Source organism: Sphingobium yanoikuyae (genome assembly GCF_013001025.1).
Classification (GTDB): Bacteria; Pseudomonadota; Alphaproteobacteria; order Sphingomonadales; family Sphingomonadaceae; genus Sphingobium; species Sphingobium yanoikuyae_A.
The window spans coordinates 3,311,385-3,332,749 of the sequence record NZ_CP053021.1 but is presented as its reverse complement, the minus strand read 5'-3'; the positions used below and the strand labels follow the sequence as shown (position 1 = coordinate 3,332,749).

Annotated in this window: 20 protein-coding genes; 12 read left to right on the top strand and 8 right to left on the bottom strand. The window is 63.4% G+C overall.

Features of this window, described 5'->3' with window-relative positions:
• Positions 1-6 precede the first annotated feature (6 nt).
• Positions 7-1,182 carry a radical SAM family heme chaperone HemW gene (gene hemW, locus HH800_RS16220; RefSeq protein WP_169861693.1) on the bottom strand — a complete coding sequence of 392 codons (1,176 nt, stop codon included), beginning with the start codon at positions 1,180-1,182 and terminating at the stop codon, positions 7-9.
• Between the two features lie 52 nt (positions 1,183-1,234).
• Here hemW and HH800_RS16215 point away from each other — a divergent pair, with 52 nt between their 5' ends.
• From HH800_RS16215 to HH800_RS16205, 3 genes are all read left to right on the top strand, one after another.
• On the top strand, positions 1,235-1,810 hold the full coding sequence (locus HH800_RS16215) for a CAP domain-containing protein (protein ID WP_010337592.1): 576 nt from the start codon (positions 1,235-1,237) through the stop codon (positions 1,808-1,810).
• Between the two features lie 121 nt (positions 1,811-1,931).
• Positions 1,932-2,657: a hypothetical protein gene (locus HH800_RS16210; protein WP_169861692.1), complete on the top strand. Its 726-nt coding sequence runs from the start codon at positions 1,932-1,934 to the stop codon at positions 2,655-2,657.
• A 134-nt stretch (positions 2,658-2,791) separates the two neighbouring features.
• Entirely contained in the window at positions 2,792-3,412 is a 621-nt protein-coding gene (locus tag HH800_RS16205) for a CAP domain-containing protein (RefSeq protein ID WP_169861691.1), read from the top strand.
• Between the two features lie 27 nt (positions 3,413-3,439).
• Here HH800_RS16205 and rdgB read toward each other — a convergent pair whose 3' ends face one another.
• The gene (rdgB, locus tag HH800_RS16200; RefSeq protein ID WP_169861690.1) at positions 3,440-4,069 is read right to left on the bottom strand and encodes an RdgB/HAM1 family non-canonical purine NTP pyrophosphatase; all 630 of its coding nucleotides are present in this window, start codon (positions 4,067-4,069) and stop codon (positions 3,440-3,442) included.
• 96 nt (positions 4,070-4,165) lie between these two features.
• A complete protein-coding gene (rph, locus tag HH800_RS16195) occupies positions 4,166-4,882 on the bottom strand; it encodes a ribonuclease PH (protein WP_004210935.1) in 717 nt (238 codons plus the stop codon).
• Positions 4,883-4,978: 96 nt separating this feature from the next.
• Between rph and HH800_RS16190 the strand changes: the two genes are divergently transcribed.
• Positions 4,979-5,503 carry a DUF6438 domain-containing protein gene (locus HH800_RS16190; RefSeq protein WP_206379179.1) on the top strand — a complete coding sequence of 175 codons (525 nt, stop codon included), beginning with the start codon at positions 4,979-4,981 and terminating at the stop codon, positions 5,501-5,503.
• Positions 5,504-5,760: 257 nt separating this feature from the next.
• Here HH800_RS16190 and HH800_RS16185 read toward each other — a convergent pair whose 3' ends face one another.
• Together HH800_RS16185 and HH800_RS16180 are read right to left on the bottom strand one after the other, a co-directional pair.
• Entirely contained in the window at positions 5,761-6,258 is a 498-nt protein-coding gene (locus HH800_RS16185) for a hypothetical protein (RefSeq protein ID WP_169861689.1), read from the bottom strand.
• 231 nt (positions 6,259-6,489) lie between these two features.
• Positions 6,490-7,767 (bottom strand): AAA family ATPase, encoded by a 1,278-nt coding sequence (locus HH800_RS16180; RefSeq protein ID WP_169861688.1) that lies wholly within the window; start codon positions 7,765-7,767, stop codon positions 6,490-6,492.
• 148 nt (positions 7,768-7,915) lie between these two features.
• Here HH800_RS16180 and hrcA point away from each other — a divergent pair, with 148 nt between their 5' ends.
• From hrcA to HH800_RS16165, 3 genes are all read left to right on the top strand, one after another.
• On the top strand, positions 7,916-8,959 hold the full coding sequence (hrcA, locus tag HH800_RS16175) for a heat-inducible transcriptional repressor HrcA (protein WP_037510582.1): 1,044 nt from the start codon (positions 7,916-7,918) through the stop codon (positions 8,957-8,959).
• Positions 8,956-9,519 (top strand): nucleotide exchange factor GrpE, encoded by a 564-nt coding sequence (gene grpE / locus HH800_RS16170; RefSeq protein WP_169861687.1) that lies wholly within the window; start codon positions 8,956-8,958, stop codon positions 9,517-9,519. The genes hrcA and grpE overlap by 4 nt, the downstream gene beginning before the upstream one ends.
• Before the next feature lie 87 nt (positions 9,520-9,606).
• Positions 9,607-10,848, top strand: coding sequence for a threonine synthase (locus HH800_RS16165; RefSeq protein WP_169861686.1), 1,242 nt, complete (start codon positions 9,607-9,609; stop codon positions 10,846-10,848).
• 38 nt (positions 10,849-10,886) lie between these two features.
• On the opposite strand, the gene HH800_RS16160 is transcribed toward HH800_RS16165, so the two are convergent.
• Positions 10,887-13,091, bottom strand: a complete 2,205-nt coding sequence (locus HH800_RS16160; RefSeq protein ID WP_419248209.1) for a TonB-dependent receptor — start codon at positions 13,089-13,091, stop codon at positions 10,887-10,889.
• 265 nt (positions 13,092-13,356) lie between these two features.
• Here HH800_RS16160 and HH800_RS16155 point away from each other — a divergent pair, with 265 nt between their 5' ends.
• On the top strand, positions 13,357-13,983 hold the full coding sequence (locus tag HH800_RS16155) for a PadR family transcriptional regulator (protein WP_169861685.1): 627 nt from the start codon (positions 13,357-13,359) through the stop codon (positions 13,981-13,983).
• A 4-nt stretch (positions 13,984-13,987) separates the two neighbouring features.
• Positions 13,988-14,266, top strand: a complete 279-nt coding sequence (locus HH800_RS16150) for a DUF2218 domain-containing protein (protein WP_004210943.1) — start codon at positions 13,988-13,990, stop codon at positions 14,264-14,266.
• 228 nt (positions 14,267-14,494) lie between these two features.
• Here the strand turns inward: HH800_RS16150 and HH800_RS16145 are convergent, their stop codons facing one another.
• Both HH800_RS16145 and HH800_RS16140 read right to left on the bottom strand, forming a co-directional pair.
• Positions 14,495-14,986, bottom strand: coding sequence for a hypothetical protein (locus HH800_RS16145; RefSeq protein ID WP_169861684.1), 492 nt, complete (start codon positions 14,984-14,986; stop codon positions 14,495-14,497).
• 17 nt (positions 14,987-15,003) lie between these two features.
• Complete coding sequence (locus tag HH800_RS16140; RefSeq protein WP_169861683.1) at positions 15,004-15,810, bottom strand: DUF4198 domain-containing protein; 807 nt, start codon at positions 15,808-15,810, stop codon at positions 15,004-15,006.
• Between the two features lie 133 nt (positions 15,811-15,943).
• Between HH800_RS16140 and HH800_RS16135 the strand changes: the two genes are divergently transcribed.
• From HH800_RS16135 to HH800_RS16125, 3 genes are all read left to right on the top strand, one after another.
• The gene (locus HH800_RS16135) at positions 15,944-18,037 is read left to right on the top strand and encodes a TonB-dependent receptor domain-containing protein (protein ID WP_235681901.1); all 2,094 of its coding nucleotides are present in this window, start codon (positions 15,944-15,946) and stop codon (positions 18,035-18,037) included.
• Between the two features lie 4 nt (positions 18,038-18,041).
• Entirely contained in the window at positions 18,042-18,809 is a 768-nt protein-coding gene (locus tag HH800_RS16130) for an energy transducer TonB (RefSeq protein WP_169861681.1), read from the top strand.
• 324 nt (positions 18,810-19,133) lie between these two features.
• Complete coding sequence (locus HH800_RS16125; RefSeq protein WP_169861680.1) at positions 19,134-21,305, top strand: TonB-dependent siderophore receptor; 2,172 nt, start codon at positions 19,134-19,136, stop codon at positions 21,303-21,305.
• Positions 21,306-21,365: the final 60 nt, after the last annotated feature.

The window sequence follows — 21,365 nt, the reverse complement described above, 5'->3', positions numbered from 1 at the left end:
GGCTTTTTAGACCGCCACCACTTCGGGCAGGATGGCGTCGAGCAGCAACATGCCCGCCGGGCTGACCTGAAGCCGGTTGCCGGTTCGCCAGACCAGCCCCAGATCATTCATCCGGTCGATCGCCCGATCATCCACCAGCGCGCCGATCGGCAGGCCCGAGAGGCCGGCGATCCGGGCCAGATCGACCCCTTCGCCCAGACGCAATCCCATCAGCAGCGCCTCGCGCGCCTTGTCCTCGGCCTGCAGCGGCACTTCCTGTTGCAGGCCGTTGCCGTTGCGATCGACCGCGCTCATCCAGTTTTCCGGCTTCTTGTGGCGCAATGTCGCCATGCCGCCGCGGCGGCCATGGGCGCCGGGGCCAATGCCGACATAGTCGCCATAGCGCCAGTAGATGAGGTTGTGGCGGCTTTCCTGTTCCGGTCGGGCATGGTTGCTGATCTCGTAGGAAGGGATGCCGGCCTCCGCCGTCATCGCCTGGGTCAGCTCATAAAGGGTGGCGCCATGATCCGGGTCGACCGGTGTCAGCTTGCCCTGCGCGGCGAGCGTGGCGAAGCGCGTGCCCGGCTCGATCGTTAACTGATAGAGCGACAAATGGCCGGTGCCGAAGGAGAGGGCGCGTGCCAGCTCCGCTTCCCAGTCCGATTCGCTCTGGCCGGGGCGCGCGTAGATGAGATCGAAGCTCACCCGGTCAAAAATGCGACGAGCCGTGTCGAGTGCGCCCAGCCCTTCATCGACGTCATGGGCCCGCCCCAGGAAGGCCAGGGCATCATTGTCGAGCGCCTGCAGGCCGAGCGACACGCGGTTGATCCCGGCGGCCGCCAGATCGCCGAAACGCGCGGCTTCCACCGAGTTCGGGTTGGCCTCAAGCGTGATCTCTATGTCGTTGGAAAAGCCCCAATGTCTTTCCGCCGCCTCGATCAGGGAAGCGGCGATGCGGGGCGGCATCAGCGACGGCGTGCCACCGCCAAAGAAGATCGAACGGAGCGGTCGCCGGCCGGTTTTTTTCGCCTCATGGGCAAGGTCGGCGAGCAGCGCAGCCTGCCACGCATCGGCGTCGATCCGGTCGCGCACATGACTGTTAAAATCGCAGTAAGGACACTTCGAAACACAAAATGGCCAATGAACATATAGGCCAAGAGCCTCGGTGAAAGCCGGTGGGGCGAGAAGGACTTCGGGTGACATGAGTGGACATATCTTTAGACGCGTTCAGCGCGGCCCGCTAGCGGCTGCACTGATGCTTTTCGGCGGGATGATCGCAGGGGCGGTCGCACCGGCATCGGCTTCGGTCAATCGCGACGTGTGGAATTATTATAATATCCAGCCGGCGCCGCGTTCCGACGCGATGCTGCGCCAGGTGGTGATGGATGTGCATAATCGCGAGCGCCAGTCGCTGGGCGTGCCTGCGCTGGCCTGGGATGATCGCCTGGCCGCCGATGCGGCCGGCTATGCGCGCCAGATGGTGCATACCAACCAGTTCCGCCATTCGCACGGCGGTGAACGCGACGAGGAAATTGGCGAAAATCTGTGGATGGGGACGCACCGGGCCTATGGCTATACCGCCATGCTCGACGCCTTCATGGACGAACGCCGCGCCTTCGTGTTCAAGGCCCGCTTCCCCGATGTCAGCACGACCGGCAATTGGGAAGATGTCGGCCACTATACCCAGATGATCTGGCGCGGCACCCGTCGGGTCGGTTGCGCGCTGGGCGAAGGCGCCCAATATGATTATCTGGTCTGCCGCTATTATCCGGCCGGCAATGTGTATGGCATGAGCCCGTTCGATCGCGACTTTGGCGGCTGGCAGGGCTGAAGACCTTATCCCAGGCGGATCATTTTTCCTCTCTGTCGATTATGCCTTGAAGCGCAGTCGGCAAAAGGGGGGAGGAAAAATGCAGCCCGTTTCAAGAACAAGGCCATGGGCCTGCATCAGCATGACGATCGCGCTGCTGGCTCTGGCCGCGTGCGGTTCACCCTCCCCGACGCCCGATAATCAGGGCGCTGCGCCTACCACGCCCGAAAATACCTCCACCACCGCCGCCCAGCTAGACAAGGCACCGGCCCCCCGATCCAGCCAGGCCGACCTGACGCCCCTGTCCTGCGCCGCCGAGATCGGCGCGGCAGCGGCCGAGCGCCGCGTGAAGCTGTGCATCAGCGTGTCGCCCGCCACTCATCCGCCCTGCAATGCCGCCAATAGCTGTGCGATGATCGAGGATGAGATTGCGCGCAGTTGCGCGCTGTTCGACGGCCAGGGCGAGCCGATGGCGGGATGCACGCCCGAACCCAGGAGCATGGCAGCCGCGGCGGCCGTGGTGCAGCGTTATTATGCGGCGATCAACGCGCGCGACTATGGCACCGCCTGGAGCCAGTGGGGCGAAGATGGGCCGGCAGGGCAGACGATGGAGAGATTCCAGGCCGGCTTTGCCGCCACTCGGGCGACCCATGTGACGATCGGCCGGATGACGCCGGGCGATGCGGGTGCGGGCTCCGTCTACCAGCCGGTGCCGGTGACGATCGACGCGGAGCTGACGGATGGCACGCGCCAGCATTTTGCCGGCACCTATGTCGTGCGGCGCGTCAATGATGTCGACGGGGCATCGGCCGCGCAGCGGCGCTGGCATATCGATTCGGCGAAGCTGCGACCCGTTTCGTCGGAGTGACGTGGACAGGCGATCGCCTGTGCCGGACTATTCATCCCTGCTTCACACGATCGGGCGTTTAGCCGCAGCATCGCGTTCCGAACCGGCCGGGCCGGGGGAGAGGCGCGGGTTATCGGGTCGAAAGAATAAAGACGATGCGCGGGTGGAAATGGGGGCTGGCCGTTGCGACGGCCGCCATGATGCTGGGGATTTTCGGTGGAAAGGGGCAGGCAGCGCCTGAGCGGCGTGCGCCAAGCCCGGCCGAACAATATGGCATGGAAGAGGCCGATCGCGACGATGGGCTGCTGCAGGACGTGGTCCTGGGCATGCATAATGACGAGCGCAGTCGCTGGGGCCTGACCCCGCTTGCCTGGGACCGGACGCTGGCGGCGGATGCGGCGCGTTATGCGCGGCAGATGGCGCGGACCAACATCTTTGCCCATAGCCCGCGCGCGACCCGCGCGGTGCCGAGTGGCGAAAATCTGTGGATGGGAAGTCGCGGCCTCTATGATTATGAGGTGATGGTCGGCGCCTTCCTCAATGAACGGCGCTATTTCCGTCGGGCGGGCAAGATGCCCAATTTCAGCACCACCGGCCGCTGGCAGGATGTCGCCCATTATACCCAGATCATCTGGCGCGGCACCCGGTCGGTTGGCTGCGCGCTGGCCGAGGGCCGCAGCTTCGACTATCTCGTCTGCCGCTATTATCCCGCCGGCAACATGTTCGGCATGGGGCCGCTGGATGCGGCGCCGGTGCTGGCGGGCGGCGAGGAATAGGGGCGGCCGGGACCGCCCCCCATCCGATCAGATCACCGCTTTCACCAACTGGGCGAAGGCGTCGGCGCGGTGGCTCATTGCGTGCTTGGCGTCCGGGGCCATCTCGCCGAAGCTGATGTCGTGGCCAAGCGGCTGGAACATCGCGTCATAGCCAAAGCCATTTGCCCCGCGCGGCGGCCAGACCAGCAGGCCGTCGACCCGGCCCTCGAACGCCTCGACATGGCCGTCGGGCCAGGCGAGGGCGAGGGCGCAGATGAAATGGGCGCCATGGCCGGCGTCCGGCCCCTTGGCCTGCACCCCGTCCCACACCTTCTGCATCGCCATGCCGAAATCCTTGTCCGGCCCGGCCCAGCGGGCGGAGAAGAGGCCCGGATCGCCGTTCAGCGCCTCGACGCACAGGCCACTGTCGTCGGCTAAGGCGGGCAGGCCGGAGAGGTCGGCGGCCTGCATCGCCTTCAGCTCGGCGTTCGCGATGAAGGTGGTGCCGGTCTCCTCCGGCTCGGGTAGGTCGAGCGACGCGGCGGAGATCGGCTCGATCCCGTAGGGGCCGAGCAGGGCGGCGATTTCCCGCACCTTGCCGGCATTGTGGCTGGCGATCACCAGCTTGCCGGGCTTCAGCTTGCGGATCGCCTGTTCCTGTCCATAGTCGTCGCTCATCTGGCTCTACCCTGTGTCGTTCGTTTCGAGCGTAGTCGAGAAACGCACGAATGCGCTATCTGCTTCTCGACTTCGCTCGAAGCGAACGGATTTCAATTACCGACCCGTCGCCACATCCTGCGCGGCGAAGATCTTGGCGCAGCCGATGCGGGCGAGGCGGAGCAGGCGGAGCAGCTCTTCCTCGTCATAGGCCGCACCCTCGGCCGTGGCCTGCACTTCGGCGAACTTGCCGTCGCCGGTCAGGATCAGGTTGGCGTCGGTCTCGGCATTGCTGTCCTCGGCATAGTCGAGGTCGAGCACCGGCGTGCCTTCATAGATGCCGCAGCTGATCGCCGCGACCTTCTGGATGATCGGGTCTTCGCTGAGCGCGCCCGAGGCGAGCAGCTTGTCGACGGCGATGCGCAGCGCAACCCAGCTGCCCGAGATAGCGGCGGTGCGGGTGCCGCCATCGGCCTGGATCACGTCGCAGTCGATCACGATCTGGCGCTCGCCAAGCTTCTTGAGGTCGACGACGGTGCGCAGCGAGCGGCCGATCAGCCGCTGGATTTCCTGGGTGCGGCCCGACTGCTTGCCCTTGGCCGCCTCACGGCTGCCGCGGGTGTGGGTGGCGCGGGGCAGCATGCCATATTCGGCCGTGACCCAGCCCGAACCCTTGCCGCGCAGGAAGGGAGGCACCTTTTCCTCGATCGAGGCGGTGCAGAGGACACGGGTGTCACCAAAGCTGACGAGGCACGAGCCCTCGGCATGGATGGTGAAGCCGGGTTCCATGGTGATGTCGCGCATCTGGTCGGGCGCGCGGCCGGAAGGACGCATAATATTCTACTCCGAAGCGGTCAGGTGGCGGGGGATAGCGCCGGGATGCGCGTCATGCCAGTGCCATCCGCCAAAAGTTGCGATAAGAGGGGCGCCATGAAGAGAGCGATGATGATGGGGCCGGTTGCGATGTTGGCGCTGGCGGGATGCGTGACCGACCGGGAGAAGGTGGAGCTGGAGCCGCCGACAGCCGCCGGCGACACGATCCGCTTTACCGCCGGTCGCTGCTTTGGCGCCTGTCCCGCCTATACGCTCACGGTGACGCCCGATGGCTCGGGCCTGCTGGAGCCCGAGCGCTTCACCTCCGTCCCCGGTCCGACCCGCTTCACCGTCAGCGCCGCGCAATATCGCCAACTGCGCACCGGCCTTGCCCCGTGGAAGCCGGCGACCGGCACGGCAAAGCGCATCGCCCAGGGCGAAAATTGCACCCGCTTCGCCACCGACATGCCCAGCTACACGATCGAATGGACGCGCGGTTGGGGAAAGGGGGCGAAACCGACCCGGCTCGATTTCCAGTCGGGCTGCATGGACAGCCGTTATGCCAAGCTGCGCACGACCATCGGCACCATCCCCAAGACGCTGGGCATCGAACCGATGCTGAAGCCCAAGCCGGCAAGCTGAATCGCCGCCCCGCGACGCGACAGACCGAAGTTCACAGTGTCGCAGGGCTAAATTGCGTCGATTCCGGCGAATTGCGCCTGCCACGCGCCAGTGAAGCGACAGGCACGCGACACGAGGGTCACGCCAACGCGACAGGTTCGCGCGTGGGGCCGGGGTGCGAAAGAGAGTGCGGGGAGGGCGGTTTCATCACGTAGGTTAGATCAGAAGAGTGGCGAGTAGGAATGGAATAGGAAAATAGCTAAGCGGTAGAATTTTATCTATTTCCTGTTCAATGTCATTGCTTGCTGCAAAGCGGACAAGAATTGTGGAGAATCTCGTGATATTCGGTTGTGCCCATCTTTGTGTTTAAGGCAGAATTTTTCGCGACGACTGGATGATTTGTCGCAGTTTTTATAAGTTTCGTTAGGAATTTTGCTTTCAGATACTTCTAGTGCTTTCATGAAGGCGTTCGTTAAAGCTATCCCTGATAGCCGGTTGCTCTCTATGGGCTGTGCTGAAAATGCTGAAACGCACCATGATTCTGTAGATTCAACGGCTGGTAGTAAAATGTGCCGCTCTACATCGATATTAGCCATTTCTCTGATTCGTGCAGCAGACAAAAGGACAACCTTTATTTGATCTGCTCTATCATTTGGCTCGGACATTTTCAGAAGAGTGATATTGAAATGTTCTTCAATGTAATTTTTAAAGGATGAATCGTCCAAAACATCTGCGTCCAGCTGTATGATGATGGCATCAAGAAGTTCAGATTTCAAATCGCCACCAAATAACCCGCCGGAAAAAAAAGCGCTGTATCCGTGCTTCAGGCGGATATTTTTTTAGCCATGAAAATACGTTAGCCCACCCGCCGATCGGCCTCGTGTTGTCCATGTCTGGAAATAGGGGCCTGAAGGATGACTTAATTCCTTCGGCTTGCAAGGCTGCGCCCAGAAAATGAACAATGGCTGGATAGTCAGTTGGTCCTTCGCATATTACTCCTATGTTTATCATATGTTACCTAACGCGCCAGGAATATCGCCGTCCAGCCAGAGTTGTGACAAATTGCGCCCGCCTCTAACAATTTCCCAATTATCTTTAGTCATTCCCTCCGGTGGGATTAGTCTTTTTGCGGTTGTGTGTCCTTTTGCATTTCTTTTGACAACAAATATTCTATTGTTGTCATCAAATAAGTCGAAAGCATCAAGCGCAGTTGGGTTGTGACTTGTCAAGAAAACTTGTTGTGCGCCAAGGCTTGAATTGTTCTCATTGGTGATTTCGCAAATTTTAATAACTCGTTCCACTAAACTTTTTGTCAGTCTAGGGTTTAATGCATTATCTACATTGTCAAGTGCAAAAATTCGCGGCGCATCTGGATGGCCAAGTACTATGGCTGAAAATAATAAAAATAAAGTTCCTTCGCTGCTGTCGTATCCTGACAATCTATTGCGACTTGCATGCATAAACTTATCTCTGAAATAGAGAATTTTACTTGCTCTGTCTGCAATATCTCGCGATGTTAGAGAGGCTGGGGCGTAATGGCTTCCAAATTGCGATGCCCATCCTGGAAGCCATACAAGGTCAACCAAAGAATTTATAATTTCCTTTTCATGTTCAATAGTATGAAGTGGATTTCCCGGTAAGTACCGGCGCCAGCAATCCAAAAACGTCGATGCTGCTTCGGGAAGGCCTTCTCCGTGAAGGCCGATGGGAGGTGTGTCAATTCTTCCACTCCACCTACCGCGTAGAAAATCGGTTTGCGGCGTGTAAATTACATAGCGGGAGAAGCGCTGGAACTCATCCGCGATTTGCGATTCAATTTCATAGGTGGCTTTGATCTGGTCCCAGATTCCTCGATGTTGCTCGAGGCGATCGACATGGGAGACGCCCGTGGCACTGGCGCCTCTGTTGCTGCGGCCAAATATCCGCCGATTGCCGACAGTGGCTGATTCAGAAAAAAACCTCAGGAGAGGATCGCCTTCCCGGCTTTGCAACGTGCATTTGTACGTCACCCCGCTTGAGAATTCCCCTTCAAGCGCAAAAGTTTTTGGCAGATCCTCATTTTTGAACGACGATTTCATTAGCTCCGGCGGCGTTATCCGAAGACCCTTAAGCCCGATATCAGTGTCACCCAAGCCCCGGCCAAGGCATGCGGAGGCAATCCCAATTGCCTCAAGGATATTCGATTTTCCAGTGCCGTTGCCGCCGATAAACAGATTGACGCGGCCAAACTCGAGCGCCTCTTCGCGTAGGGTTTTGAATCGGGTGACGTTCAGTTTTTCAAGCATGGCAAACGCTTTCCCTAATCCTTGTATATATGCAAGCTCAACTATCTGGCATCTGCTTGGGCAGAGGGAGGGGGGGGCTTGCCGTGCTTGTCATACCTTTACCCAATCCCCCGTTGAGCCGGCGCCCAAAGCCGCCTACATCATCGCCATGGCCGCCACTGCCTCCATCGCCGAACTGAATGACCGCGCGCGCGACGTGTTTCGCATGGTGGTGGATAGCTATCTGGGCACCGGGTTGCCGGTGGGGTCGCGCACGATCAGCAAGATGGGGCTGAGCCTCTCGGCCGCCTCGATCCGCAATGTGATGCAGGATCTGGAGGAACTGGGCCTGCTCGCCGCGCCGCACACCTCGGCCGGGCGGATGCCGACCGAGACCGGGCTGAGGCTGTTCGTCGACGGGATGATGCAGGCGGCCGAGCCGTCGGTCGAGGAGCGCCGCGCGATCGAGGCGGGGCTGGCCGAGGGCGGGCCGATCGAGGAGGCGCTGTCGGCGGCAACGGCGACGCTGTCGGGGCTTTCGGCCTGCGCCGGCATCGTCATGGTGCCCCGGCGCGAGCCGGTGTTGCGCCAGTTCGGCTTCGTGCCGCTCAATGACCGTCAGGCGCTGGCGGTGCTGGTGGGGCAGGACGGGTCGATCGAGAATCGCGTGCTCGACCTGCCGCGCGGGGTGACGCCATCGATGCTGAACGAGGCGGCCAATTTCATGTCGGCGCGCTTTGGCGGGTTGACCCTGCGCCAGGCCGGCGACCTGCTGGCCCGCGAGATGGAGCAGGAGCGCTCTACGCTGGAGGGCGCGGCGCGCGAACTGGTGACGCGCGGCATCGCGATCTGGAGCCATGACGCCGATGACCGTCCCGTGCTGATCGTGCGGGGGCAGGCGCATCTGATCGACGATGGCACCGCCGCCGACCTCGACCGGGTGCGGCAATTGCTGGAGCAGCTGGAGGGCAAGCAGGAGATTTCGCGCCTGCTGGAGAGCGCGCTGGCCGGCAGCGCGACCAAAATCTTCATCGGTTCGGAAAACAAGCTCTTTTCCCTTTCGGGTTCATCGGTCATAGCCGCCCCCTATCGCGGCGGGGACGGCCGGGTCGTCGGCGTGGTCGGCGTGATCGGCCCCACGCGCTTGAACTATGCCCGAGTGATCCCCATGGTGGATTTCACCGCACAGACGCTGTCGAGATTGATGAGATGAGCGAAGACAAGCAGACTATCGAAAATACCGAAACCCTGGACCAGCTGCCCGAGGAGGAGACCCCCGTGGACGCCCCTGAAAACGCCAATGCCGAGCGTATCGCAGCGCTGGAAGCCGAGCTGGAAACGGCCAAGCAGGACATTCTCTACGCCCATGCCGATACGCAGAATGTGCGGCGCCGGCTGGAGAAGGAACTGGCCGACGCGCGTGCCTATGCCGCGACCAGCTTTGCCCGCGACATGCTGTCGGTGGCCGACAATCTGGGCCGGGCACTGGCCGCCATTCCCGCCGATCTGCGCGAGGACGACAAGTTCAAGGGACTGGTCACCGGCCTGGAAGCCACCGGCCGCGAGCTGGAGGCGGTGTTCGGCCGCAACGGCATCACCAAGATCGAATCGGTCGGCCAGCCGCTCGACCCGAACAAGCATCAGGCGGTGATGGAACTGCCGTCGGCGGACGCCGAGCCGGGCACCGTGCTGGTGGAAATGCAGGCCGGCTACAGCATCAAGGACCGCTTGCTGCGCCCCGCCATGGTCAGCGTGGCGAAGAAGCCGGAGTGACAAATATCCGCCCCGTTCGGGCTGGATCGGTCAGGGTCCCCCGTGGGGCCGCGAATGCACCGAATCCTTGCCCGAACGGAGGCCCTTTTGCTGCACGACCTGAACCTCACCACCGACCGTCCGACCTTTGTCACCCATCTGGAATGTTCGCTGACCGGCGAGCGTTATGAGGCGGATCGGCTGCATGGGCTGTCGGCGGCGGGCAAGCCGCTGCTGGTGCGCTATGATCTGGACGGCGTGCGGGCCACGCTGACCAAGGAGGCACTGGCCGCGCGGCCGATGGACCTGTGGCGCTGGCGCGAATTGCTGTCGGTGCGGCAGACCAGCAACATCGTGAGCCTGGGCGAGAATGCGACGCCGCTGATCTCGCTGCCGCGCACGGCCAAGCGGCTGGGCGGGGCGCAGTTGCTGGCCAAGGATGAGGGGCGGTTGCCGACCGCGTCGTTCAAGGCGCGCGGCCTCGTCATGGCCGTCTCCATGGCCAAGGAACTGGGCGTGACCCAGGTGGCGATGCCGACCAATGGCAATGCTGGCGCGGCGCTGGCCGCCTATGCCGCGGTCGCCGGCATGGAATCGGTGATCTTCTGCCCGGCCGATACGCCCGAAGTGAATGTGCGCGAGATCGCGGCGCAGGGCGCGCGGGTCTATCGCGTCAACGGCTATATCGACGATTGCGGCGCGATCGTCGGCCAGGGCGTCAAGGAGCGCGGCTGGTTCGATTTCTCGACGCTCAAGGAGCCCTATCGGATCGAGGGCAAGAAGACGATGGGGCTGGAACTGGCCGAGCAGCTCGGCTGGGAACTGCCCGACGCGATCTTCTATCCCACCGGCGGCGGCACCGGCCTGATCGGCATGTGGAAGGCGTTCGATGAGCTGGAGAAGATCGGCTTCATCGGCTCCAAGCGCCCCAAGATGTTCGCGGTGCAGGCCGAGGGCTGCGCGCCGATGGTTCGCGCGTTCGAGCAGGGCGTGGAATTTGCCGAACGCTGGGAGGATGCCCAGACCATCGCAATGGGCATTCGCGTGCCCAGGGCGGTGGGCGACTTCCTGATCCTGCGCGCCGTGCGGGAAAGCGGCGGCGCGGCGCTGGCGGTGTCGGACGCGGCGATCGCGGCGGCGGTGCGCGACGTGGCGCGCGACGACGGGTTGCTGCTCTGTCCCGAGGGTGGGGCGACGCTGGCGGCCTACAGCCGAGCGCTGGACGAGGGGGTGATCGGGCGGGATGAACGCGCGGTGCTGTTCAATTGCGCCAGCGGCCTCAAATATCCGCTGGAGGACCAGAGCCGCACGCTCGACCGGCATGCGCCGATCGATTTCGCGTCGCTCTGATGGCCTTAACGGGCGGGCCGTGGCCCGCCCGCTTATCATCAGAAGCGATAATCCCAGCCCAGGGTGAAGAGCCGCCCGCGACCGGCGAAGAAGGCCAGATTGTCGTTGGGCAGGCGCGTGTCGCTATTATAGTCGATATAGAATTTATCGAACAGATTCTGGACGCTGAGATAGACGCCGCCCAGTGATGCGGTGTCGTAGCGGAGATAGGCGTCGGTGACCGCATAGCCGCCGAAATTGTTGCGCCGGTCCGGGTTCGCCTTGCCATGGAAATTGCGCGACAGATAATATTGGGTCTGCAGCCGCGCCGAGATGGCGCCATGGCGATAGTCGGCGGCGACGTTCAGGCGATCGGGCGAGATGTTGGTGCCGTCCAGATCGGTATCGACGATGCCGTCGGGATTGGCGCTGTCGCTGTCATAGCGGCCCTTGAGATGGGCATAGCCGGTGGAGAGCTTGAGGCCCGGCAGCGGCGTCTGCACGCCGAGGTTGATTTCGAGCCCTTCGATCTCGACCCGCTGGCGCTGCACGGTGAAGATGCCGTCGCCCTGCGCGATCAATATCTGGCCCTTGTCGCTGGACGACCAGAAATAGGTGGCGCTGGCGTCGATCGGGCCGCGCTTCACCTCCAGCCCGATTTCGCGGTTGTTGGAGACGATCGGGCTGATGTCGAGATAATCGTCGAGGTCGACGCCCGCGACGCCGATCGACCGGGTGACGCGGCCGACATCGGGCATGGTGAAGCCCTCGGCATAGCTGGCATAGGCACGAATGCCGTCAAGCGGTTCGAAGATGAGGCCGCCGTTCAGCAGCGCGTCGGAGAATTTGGGCTTGCCGCCCGCGACATCGACGCCGCCATAATTGGGCGCGGTGGTGGAGGCGAGGGTGTGGAAATCGTCGATCTTCACCTGCACATTTTCCCAGCGCACGCCGCCGGCGACGCGGACCAGCCCGTCGGCGATCTTGAGATTGGCCTGGGCGAAGGGGGCGATGGAACGGAAGTCGCTGGGCGGCACCCAGGTGCGGCCGGTGACCATCAAGCGCTGTTCCGTCTTGTCGAACAGGACGTCGAGGCCGACCGTGGTGGTCAGCGCCTCGAAACCGGGCAGGGCGCGTTCATAGCTGATCTTGCCGCCGATCTTGCGCGAGCGGTTCTGCGACTGGTCGAACAATGTACCGACCGGCGCGATGCTGGGATCCTGGAAGGTCGCGATCGCGGCGAACTCGCCGCCGAAAATGTCGCGGCTGCGGTTGAAGAAAAGCTGGGTGACGAGGTTGCCGCCGGCGACATCGCTGTCGGTATAGGAGAGGGATGCGCTTTCGGTGCGGTTCGATCCCGGCGTGCCGGGGGCGTCGCCCTTGACCGCGGTGGTGGGGAGGCCGTTGGCGCGGCTGCCGGCGAGCGGGACATAGTCGCCATCGCCCTTCAACTCATAGCGATTGAGGATGAGGTCGAGCCGGCCGGTATCGCCGACCGCATAGCCCAGCCGCGCGAAGACATCGGTGGTCTGCGACGCCTGGGTCTCGCCCTGGGTCAGGTTGATGCCGATGCGGCGGTTGCGCGCGTCATAGAAGGCGCCGCGCTTTTCATAGGAGGCGCCGACCGTGGCATCGAAAGCGCCGGCCTTATATTGGACCAGCCCGGCTGCCTTGCCGCCGAAGCCGTCGCCGTCGAAATCGTCACTGGCCGATCCCTGCAGCAGCACCCGGCCGCTGATGCCCTCTTCCTTCGGCGCGCCGACCGTCACCTGGTTGACGATGCCGCCGGTGCCGCCAATCCCCTGCAGCGCGTTGGAGCCATAGATGAGTTCGACCCGGTCGATGAAGAAGCCGTCGATGGTGAAGCCGTCGCGGCTGCCGTCGCGCAGCGGGGTCGATTGCGGGATGCCGTTGATGGCGTAGAGCGGCGAGCGGCCGCGCAGCGTTTCGCCTGCGCCCGACAGTTTGCCGCGCGTGGGGGAGAAGCTGGGGGTGAGGGTGGAGATGGCATCGGTGACCGAGCCGGAAATCGCGATCTGCTGGTCGAGCATCTGCTTGTCGATCAGGTCGATCGTCAGCGGCAGCGCATTGGGCGGCAGGATCGAGCGGGCCGCGGTGACGACGATCGATTTGCTGCTCTTGTCAGCGTCGGCCTCGGCCTGCTGCGCCATGGCTGGCGATGCGAGGGCGATGGTCAGCGCCGCCAGCGCGATTGCAGAGTGACGAATTTCGATATGATGCAGCATCGCGATCCCCTGATCCATGTTGGGCAGGGCTGCTAACGACAATCGATCGCAAGAACAATCACATTCTGCATAATGCTTATACCCTGAGGCGATAAGCCTGATTTTCCGGCGTTTCGGGTGGGAGTCCCTGTAATAAGATGCATAAAGATATATCTCACATATTGACGCTGATGAATTTTAAGATATATCACAATGCATCATGAAGCATTTTGAAAGAGAGAATATGCATTTTTCCCATTCCGATCGCGGCGCTGGGCGCCGGGGTTGCCGGCCGGGCCGGCACATGGATGACGCCATGGTCGATCGCGGTTTCGACCCGCGCGGCTTGGGCCATCGCGGTGAATGCGGCCATGGCCGCTTCTTCGGACCGGGCGGCTTTGGCCCCGAGGGTTTCGGGCGCGGTTTCGGCGGTGGTCGGGCCGGGGGCCGGGGCGGGCGTGGCGGCGGGCGCCGGCGGCTGTTCGGCAATGATGCGCTGAAGCTCATCCTGCTCAAGCTGATCGCCGATGCGCCGCGTCACGGCTATGACCTGATCCGCGAGATCGAGAGCCTGTCGGGGTCTGTCTATGCGCCCAGTCCGGGTGTCGTCTATCCGACCCTGACCCTGCTGGCCGACATGGACCTGATCGCCGAGCAGCCCGGCGAAGGCAGCCGCAAGCTGTTCGCCATTACCGAGGCGGGCACGGCCCATCTGGCCGAGCATGAGGCCGGCGTTGCCGAGGTGATGGAGAAGCTGGCGCATCTGGCCAGCAAGGCGCAGCGTAATGATGCCGCGCCGGTGCGCCGCGCGCTGCAGAATATGCGCGTGGCGATCCAGCATCGGCTTGAAAAGGAAGGCGCCGATTCCCAAACCATGTTCGACGTCGCGGCCCTGATCGACGAGGCCGCCAGCAAGATCGAAAGGCTCTGACCCCATGACGCTGACCGCCACCGTGCCGACCACCCATGGCAGCCGTTACCTGCAGCAGCTTTGCAAGCATTGGAGCCACAAGTTCGAGACCAGCTTCGATGCGGACAAGGGCGAGATCGCCTTTCCGATGGGGCCGATCCACCTGAGTGCCGATGCCGAGCTGCTGACCGTGGTGCTGGAACCCAATGCGGACGCCGATGTCGAGAAGTTCAAGCAGGTCGTCGCCGACCATCTCGACCGCTTCGCCTTCCGCGAGGCGCCCTTGCCCTTCAACTGGGCCTGAGTGCCTGTTTGAAAAATCGCGAAAGAGCGATTTTTCAGCGCGGTTCCAGCCCGCTCCCCCGCCCAACCGCCCGACAGGATGACACTGGATCGGGTGGTTGGGCGGGGGAGCGGGCTGGAACCGGCTTTCTCAAACAGTCTCTGACACGCGAAAGGGGCCGGGTCTGCACGGCCCGGCCCCTTCCCTGGTAAGCTCGATGAGGACCGGCAACCCCGGTCCTTCTTTGTGTCAGCTGTCGGTCTTGGCGCGCATCGCGGCCATGCGGGCGTTGGTCGCCTGCACGTCGGCGGCGGTGACGATGCCGTCCTTGTCGGCGTCCTGCTCGGCAAAGGCGCGCGCGCCTGACGCGTCATATTCGGCCTGGGCCATCTTGCCGTCCTTGTCCTTGTCGAGGACGTTGAAGCGGACATGGGCCTGGCGGATCTGGCGCTGGCGCTCCTCGGTCTTCTTCTCTTCGGTCAGGCTCGATTCCGCGAGCTGCTTTTCGAGGCGGGCGGCATATTCGCCGACATATTCATCCTCCGACACCCAACCGTCGCCATTGGCATCGGTCGCCTTGAAGCGGGTGACGCGCACCGCGTCGAACTCGGCGCGGTCGACCTTGCCGTCATGGTTGCTGTCATAGTCGTGGACGAAGGCGCCGCCTTCATGCGGGGCGGCGAAGGCGGGCGTGCCGGCGGCGGCAACGACGGCGGCGATCAGGATGGAACGGGTTTTCATGGTGCGTCTCCGGAATATCAGGCGGCGTCGAACGCCAGCGTGTAGGTGTAGCTGCGATAGGGTGTTTCCGACCCGGCCGGGGCGGCGCCGCGATGGCGGACCAGGATCAGATAGGTGCCGGCGTCGTCGGGCTTCAGGCTGAAGCGGCCCTGCGCGTCGCTCTTGGTCTCGGTCGCGACCTTGCGGCCGTCATGCACGCCGGCGCTGCGGAACAGGGTGACCTGCGTGGCGGGCAGGGGCTTGCCGTCGAACAGCAGCACGAAGCTGGCATCGCTGCCCGACACGATGGCGTTGGGATGGGTGACCGGCTGGATTTCGAGGCCCGTGCCGACCGGCTTGAGCGCGGCCTGCGTCGTCTGGCCGCGGGTGACATAGGCGTCGGCGAGCGTCATGCTCTGCACCTCGACCTCCTGCGTGCCGGGCTTGGGATCGCCGCCTTCGCCGCGCATCTGCCAGCTGTCGCCGACGCGGAACATCTTGCCCTTGCGTCCGGCGCGCTGGCCGGTGGTGATGCGATAGGTGCCGTCCGCCTTCAGATCAGCCTCGAACACCGACAGGTCACGCAGATAGGTGACCGGGCCGGTGGTCGCCTGGCTGCCATCTGGCGCGACCAGGTGAAAGGGCGCGTCGCGCATCGCGACTTCGGGGACGAAGGCATCCTCGGCAAAGGCCGAGGTGACGGTGACATGGTCGGCCTTTCCGGCATCGAACAGGGTCGGCAGTACATAGGGCATATGCGCCTGGGCAGCGGTGGCGCCGGCCAATAGCAGCACAGGCAAGGCGGCGGCGAACAGGGCGTTCACCGGGCGGCGATGGTTGGACAATGGGGTTCCCCTTGGTTTCGTTACGCTCCTCTATAATATATAGTGAGAATCACTTGCAATAGCATTTAATGCCGGTAGAGAGCGGCCAACCCGGCGCGTGATGCGCCGCAACAATGATACGGGGGCATTTCTCATGACCAAGTCCAAGACCCTGCTTCTGCTGGGCACCGCGCTGATCGCACTGCCTTTGCCGGCAATGGCCCAGGACCAGAGTGACGACATTGCGGTCGCGAGCGATTCGCAGTTCGCGCTCGACCGGATGATCATCTCCGCAGGCGTCGAGAAGGTCGCGCTGGACACGCCGCAGGCGGTGACCGCGCTGGACCAGGAGGATATCGACCAGTTGCAGGCGACGACGATCGGCGACCTGCTGGAAGGCATGCCGGGCGTCAATGTGCAGGGCGGCGTCGGCCAGCTGGGCCAGGGCTTCAACATTCGCGGCATGGGCACGGCGATCGGCGACAGCGACAACCGCATCCTGATGACGGTCGATGGCGTCACCAAATTCTACGAACAATATCGCATGGGCGCCTTCTTCAGCGAGCCCGAACTCTACAAGCGGGTCGAGGTGCTGCGCGGCCCGGCATCTTCCACCCTCTATGGCGCGGGCGCGCTGGCGGGCGTGATCAACTTCACCACCAAGGATGCGTCGGACTTCCTGCGCGACGGCGACAAGCTGGCCGTGCGGTTGAAGGGCGCGACCGAAACCAATGCGCAGGGCCATACGCTGTCGGGCATTGTCGCGACCGAGCCGGTCGATGGCGTCGAGCTGCTGGGCAGCTATAATTATCGCCGCACCGACGATTACAAGAGCGGCAATGGCGACACCGTCGCTGCCTCCGCCACCGAATCCGACAGCTGGCTGGTCAAGGGCCGGGTCGCGATCGGCGGCAACAAGAAGCATGCGATCTGGGCGTCCTACCAGGACTGGATCAGCGACGCGCCGCAGGTCTATGACCAGATTTCGGCCGCCACCGGCAGCTCGCTGATGCGCCGCCGGGTTCATGACAAGACCGCCGTGCTGGGCTATGTCAACGACTTCGACGGCAGCAAATTTTTCAATGTCGAGGCGCAGGTCGCCTATTCGCTGTCCAAGGTCCACCAGACCGAGACGACCTTCCTGGGCGCGAACCTGGAATATTCCGATTTCTCCTATGAAAGCTGGCAGGCCAAGGTCCAGAACACCAGCGAGTTCGCCATGGGCGGCGACTGTACGACCTTCTTGATCCTGGGCGGCCAGTGGAGCACGCAGGAACGGCACAACCCGCGCGTCAATTTCGACGGCACGGTGACGCCGGGCGCGGGCACCCATCCCGAAGGCGACATGGACCGTTACGGCCTGTTCGGTCAGCTGGAGATCGTCTGGTCCGACAAGCTGACCATCATGCCGGGCGTGCGCGTCGATTGGACCCGCCTGACGCCGGGCGACACGGTGGTCGGCGGCACTGTCCTGACCGACAAGGTGAAGGATAGCGGCGTGTCGCCCAAGCTCGCGGCGCTCTACAATATCACGCCCTGGTTCGGCCTGTTCGGGTCGGTCGCGCGGACCGTGCGCATGCCCAATATCGACGAAATCTTCACCCGCAGCGCGACCCGGCCGAACAATCCCGATCTGAAGCCCGAGAAATCGGACAATTATGAAGCCGGCTTCACTTTGTCCTTCGACGATATGCTGGGCAAGAATGACCGCTTCCGCGCGAAGACCACCCTGTTCCAGAACGACGTAAAGGATCTGATCGTCAACGTCTCGGCCGCGGCGGGCACGCCCTATTTCCAGAATATCAACCGGTCGCGTTTCAAGGGCATCGAGCTGGAAGCCGAATATGGCATGGGCGGCTTCTATGCGCGCGGTAATGCCAGCTTCATCGATGGCAAGAACCGGCTGACCGGCGATTATCTCAACACCATCCCGGCGAACGACTATCGCCTGACGCTGGGCTATAATGATGTGGCGAGCGGCCTGTCGGGCGGCTGGACCGGCGAATTTGCCGAGCGGCAGGACAAGGTGACGCCGGGCAGCTTCGCCTCGGCCGGGTCGGGCCTGGCGACGCCGGGCTACAGCGTCCACAACCTGTTCTTCGCCTTCAAGCCGCAGGGTGGCGTGGCCAAGGGCTTCGAATTCCGCATCGCCATGGATAATATCTTCGACAAGCAATATCGCCGCCATCTGTCGTCGCTCGCCGCCGAGGGACAGAGCTTCCGCTTCACCGTGGCGAACACCTTCTGACGCCATGACGGGCGTGCGGCGTCCCTTTCGCGTCACGGGGCCGGCGGCGGCCTCGCTCGGGATAAACGCGCTGCTGATCGCGGCGCTACTGAACCTGGGCATGGGCCGCGCGCCGAAGCGCGAGGAGGGGGCTGCACTGACCGTCATGTCGCTGGCGGCGCTGAAGGGCGTGGAGCAGGGGGCGGAACAGGCCGAGGCGGCGGAGGCGACGACGCAGCCCGAAGCCCCGGTGCCGACGCAGGCGCCGCCTCCCACGCCCGTCAGCCCGCCGCAGCCGGTGCCGCCGCCGATGGTGGCGATCCCTTCCGCATTGTCGCTGCCCGTTGCGGTGGCGCCGGCTGCTCCGTCCACGCCGGCGGCCGCAGCGGCGCCATCGTCGCAGCCTGCGGCCAGGGCGACGCCGGTCATGGCCGCCAGCGCCGGCGCGCCGCCGGCCCGGCGCGGCATTGCCGACGGGCTGGACGCCAACGCCCCGGCCGGCAACAGCCGCGCCTATGCCGCGCGGGTGCGTTCCTGGCTCTATGCCCACAAAATTTATCCCCGCCGCGCCAAGATGCGGCATGAGGAAGGGGTGGTGAAGGTCCGCTTCGTGATCGACCGTGCCGGCATGCTGATCGAAGGGCGGGTGATCAGCAGTTCCGGCCGCGCCTCGCTTGACGAGGAAGCCGCCGCCATGCTGCACCGCGCCTCACCCTATCCCAAGGCTCCGTCCGACATATCCGGCGACCGCATCGAATTCACCGCGCCGGTGGAGTTCGTGCTGCCGGTATAGCGGGGGGATGGTCTGGTAACGACCAGAAGCGGAGCTTGCCTTTTCCCATCCTTACTATTCTTGTCTGCGGCTCCGCGCGAAACGATCCCGTGCAGCGATGCGAAGAGGCAGACGAAAGTAACGACCGGAGCTGTCCCGGCATCAATCGCCCACTCATCCCGGCAGCCAACGTGGCTGATCGATAGCGCCATATTGCGCCTCGGCGCATATTTTGCATCAGCTTGTTTCCGAATCGTTGCATTTGCAAATCAATCTCATTAAAGCGCCGCCCCAACATCCAGGGCGCCATGTTCAGGGCATGGCGAAATATGGGGGAAGTGCCTTATGTCCTTTGCATCGAAGAAGAATTTCGTCCGCTACGGCGCGGCGTCGATCGCTGCCTGCTTGCTGCTGGCTAACACCAGCGCCCAGGCCCAGGCGCCCGCGGACGAGCCTGATGCAAACGCGCCCGCTCCGGACTCCATCGTCGTTACCGGCCAGAATGAGACCAACGGCCTCAACCTCACCGCCCGCGAAACGCCCCAGTCGGTCACCAGCCTCGACAGTCTACGCATGCAGGAACAGGGGCTGACCGACATTTCCGAAGTGATGCAGCAGATCGTCGGCATCCAGACCAACCGCTCCAGCGCGCTCGGCACCGACGGCACCAACTATACCGCGCGCGGCTTTGCGGTGCAGAATTATCTGGTCGACGGCGTTGCCCGCCCGTCGAATGTCTATGGCTTCACCGAAGATACCGCCGACATGATCGCCTATGACCGGATCGAGGTGATCCGCGGTTCGGCCGGCATGATGACCGGCACCGGCGAGCCGTCGGCGGCGATCAACATGATCCGCAAGCGGCCCGGCGCGGACCTGAGCGCGACGGTCGCGGCGACCATCGGTTCCTGGGACAAATACCGGCTGGAAGGCGACATCGGCGGCGCGCTGACCGCCAGCGGCCATATCCGCGCGCGCGTCGCCGGGGCCTGGCAGGATAACGACACTTTCATCGACCGCGAACATGCCAAGCGCCAGGCGCTCTATGGCGTGATCGAGGCCGATCTTGGCCCGAATACCCTGCTGACCGCTGGCGTCGAATATCAGAATTTCCGCAACGAAGGCGCCTCGCGCGGCGGCGTGCCGCTCTTCTTCACCGACGGCACGAAGACCGATTTCGCCCGCTCCACCAATGGCGGTGCCGACTGGTCCGACTTCCGCCGCAAGAGCGTCAACATCTTCGCCTCGATCGCCCATGATTTCGACGCCAACTGGCATCTGCAGGTCGATGCCGAGCACAAGTCCGGCTCCTATGACGAGACGATCGGCTATTATTTCGGCACCGCGATCGACAAGGAAACCGGCGATGGCGGCACCTTCTACGCCACCCGCTGGGCGTCGGACCTGACGCTCGACGCGGTCTATGCCAATCTGCGCGGCGCGTTCGAGGCACTGGGCCAGGAACAGCATGTCGCCCTGACCCTGAGCCACACCCGTTTCGACGATGACCAGACGCCCTATCCCGGCTGGTGGGGCGGCAGCGACTATATGTATCCGATCAATGCCTATAGCTATTTCCCGACCGGTGACGTCGCCAAGCCCGACCTGACGCCTTCGGGCGGCACCGCCGGCAACCGGATCGAGACCAGTTCGATTGCCGGCGTCGCCCGGCTGAAGCCGATCGCCCCGCTCTCGATCATCGCCGGCGGCCGCCTCACCTGGTGGAAGCAGGACAGCTATGCGCAGGACGTGACCGGCCCCAAGGTCTGGACCCCGGTGGTCGATGAAAAGGCGGTCTTCACCCCCTATGCCGGCCTGGTGCTGGACTTTACCAAGACCCTCTCGGCCTATGTCAGCTATGCCAGCGTGTTCACGCCGCAAACATCGCGCACCGTCGATGGCGATGTCATCGCCCCGCTCGAAGGCAATACCTATGAAGCCGGGCTCAAGGCCGACTTCCTCGACGGCCGCCTCAGCGCCACCGCCGCTGTGTTCAAGATGAAGCAGGACAATTATGCCCTGGCCGACGGCCCCGGCATTTTTGCGCCCGATGGCAGTTCGGCCTATCATGCGGTGTCGGGCATGAAGTCGTCGGGCTTCGAACTGGAGGTGAAGGGCGAAATCCTGCCCGGCTGGCGCATCGCCGGCGGCTTTGCCAACGCCCGAGCGGAAGATCGCGACGGCGTGCGCCAGATGCCGCAGATCGCCAAGAACAGCTTCAAGATGTTCAGTGCCTATACGCTGCCCGGCCAGTTCAGCGCGTTGACGATCGGCGGCAATGTCGAGTGGCAGGGCAAGACCACGGCCGACGGCGAAGGGCCGAATGGCGAAACCTACAGCCAGGGCAGCCTAGCGGTGGTCGACCTGCTCGCCAATTATCGCTTCACCGACCATCTCTCGCTGTCAGTCCATGTCGAGAATATCTTCGACAAGACCTATTATTCCGGCCTCTATCTCGGCAGCGCCCGCTACGGCGAACCCCGCGCGGTGAAGTTCACTCTGCGCGGCACGCTGTAAGGGGCAGGGAGTGCCGCCTTCACCCGGCTTGTCCCCTGCTGGCGGGACAAGCCGGGTGCG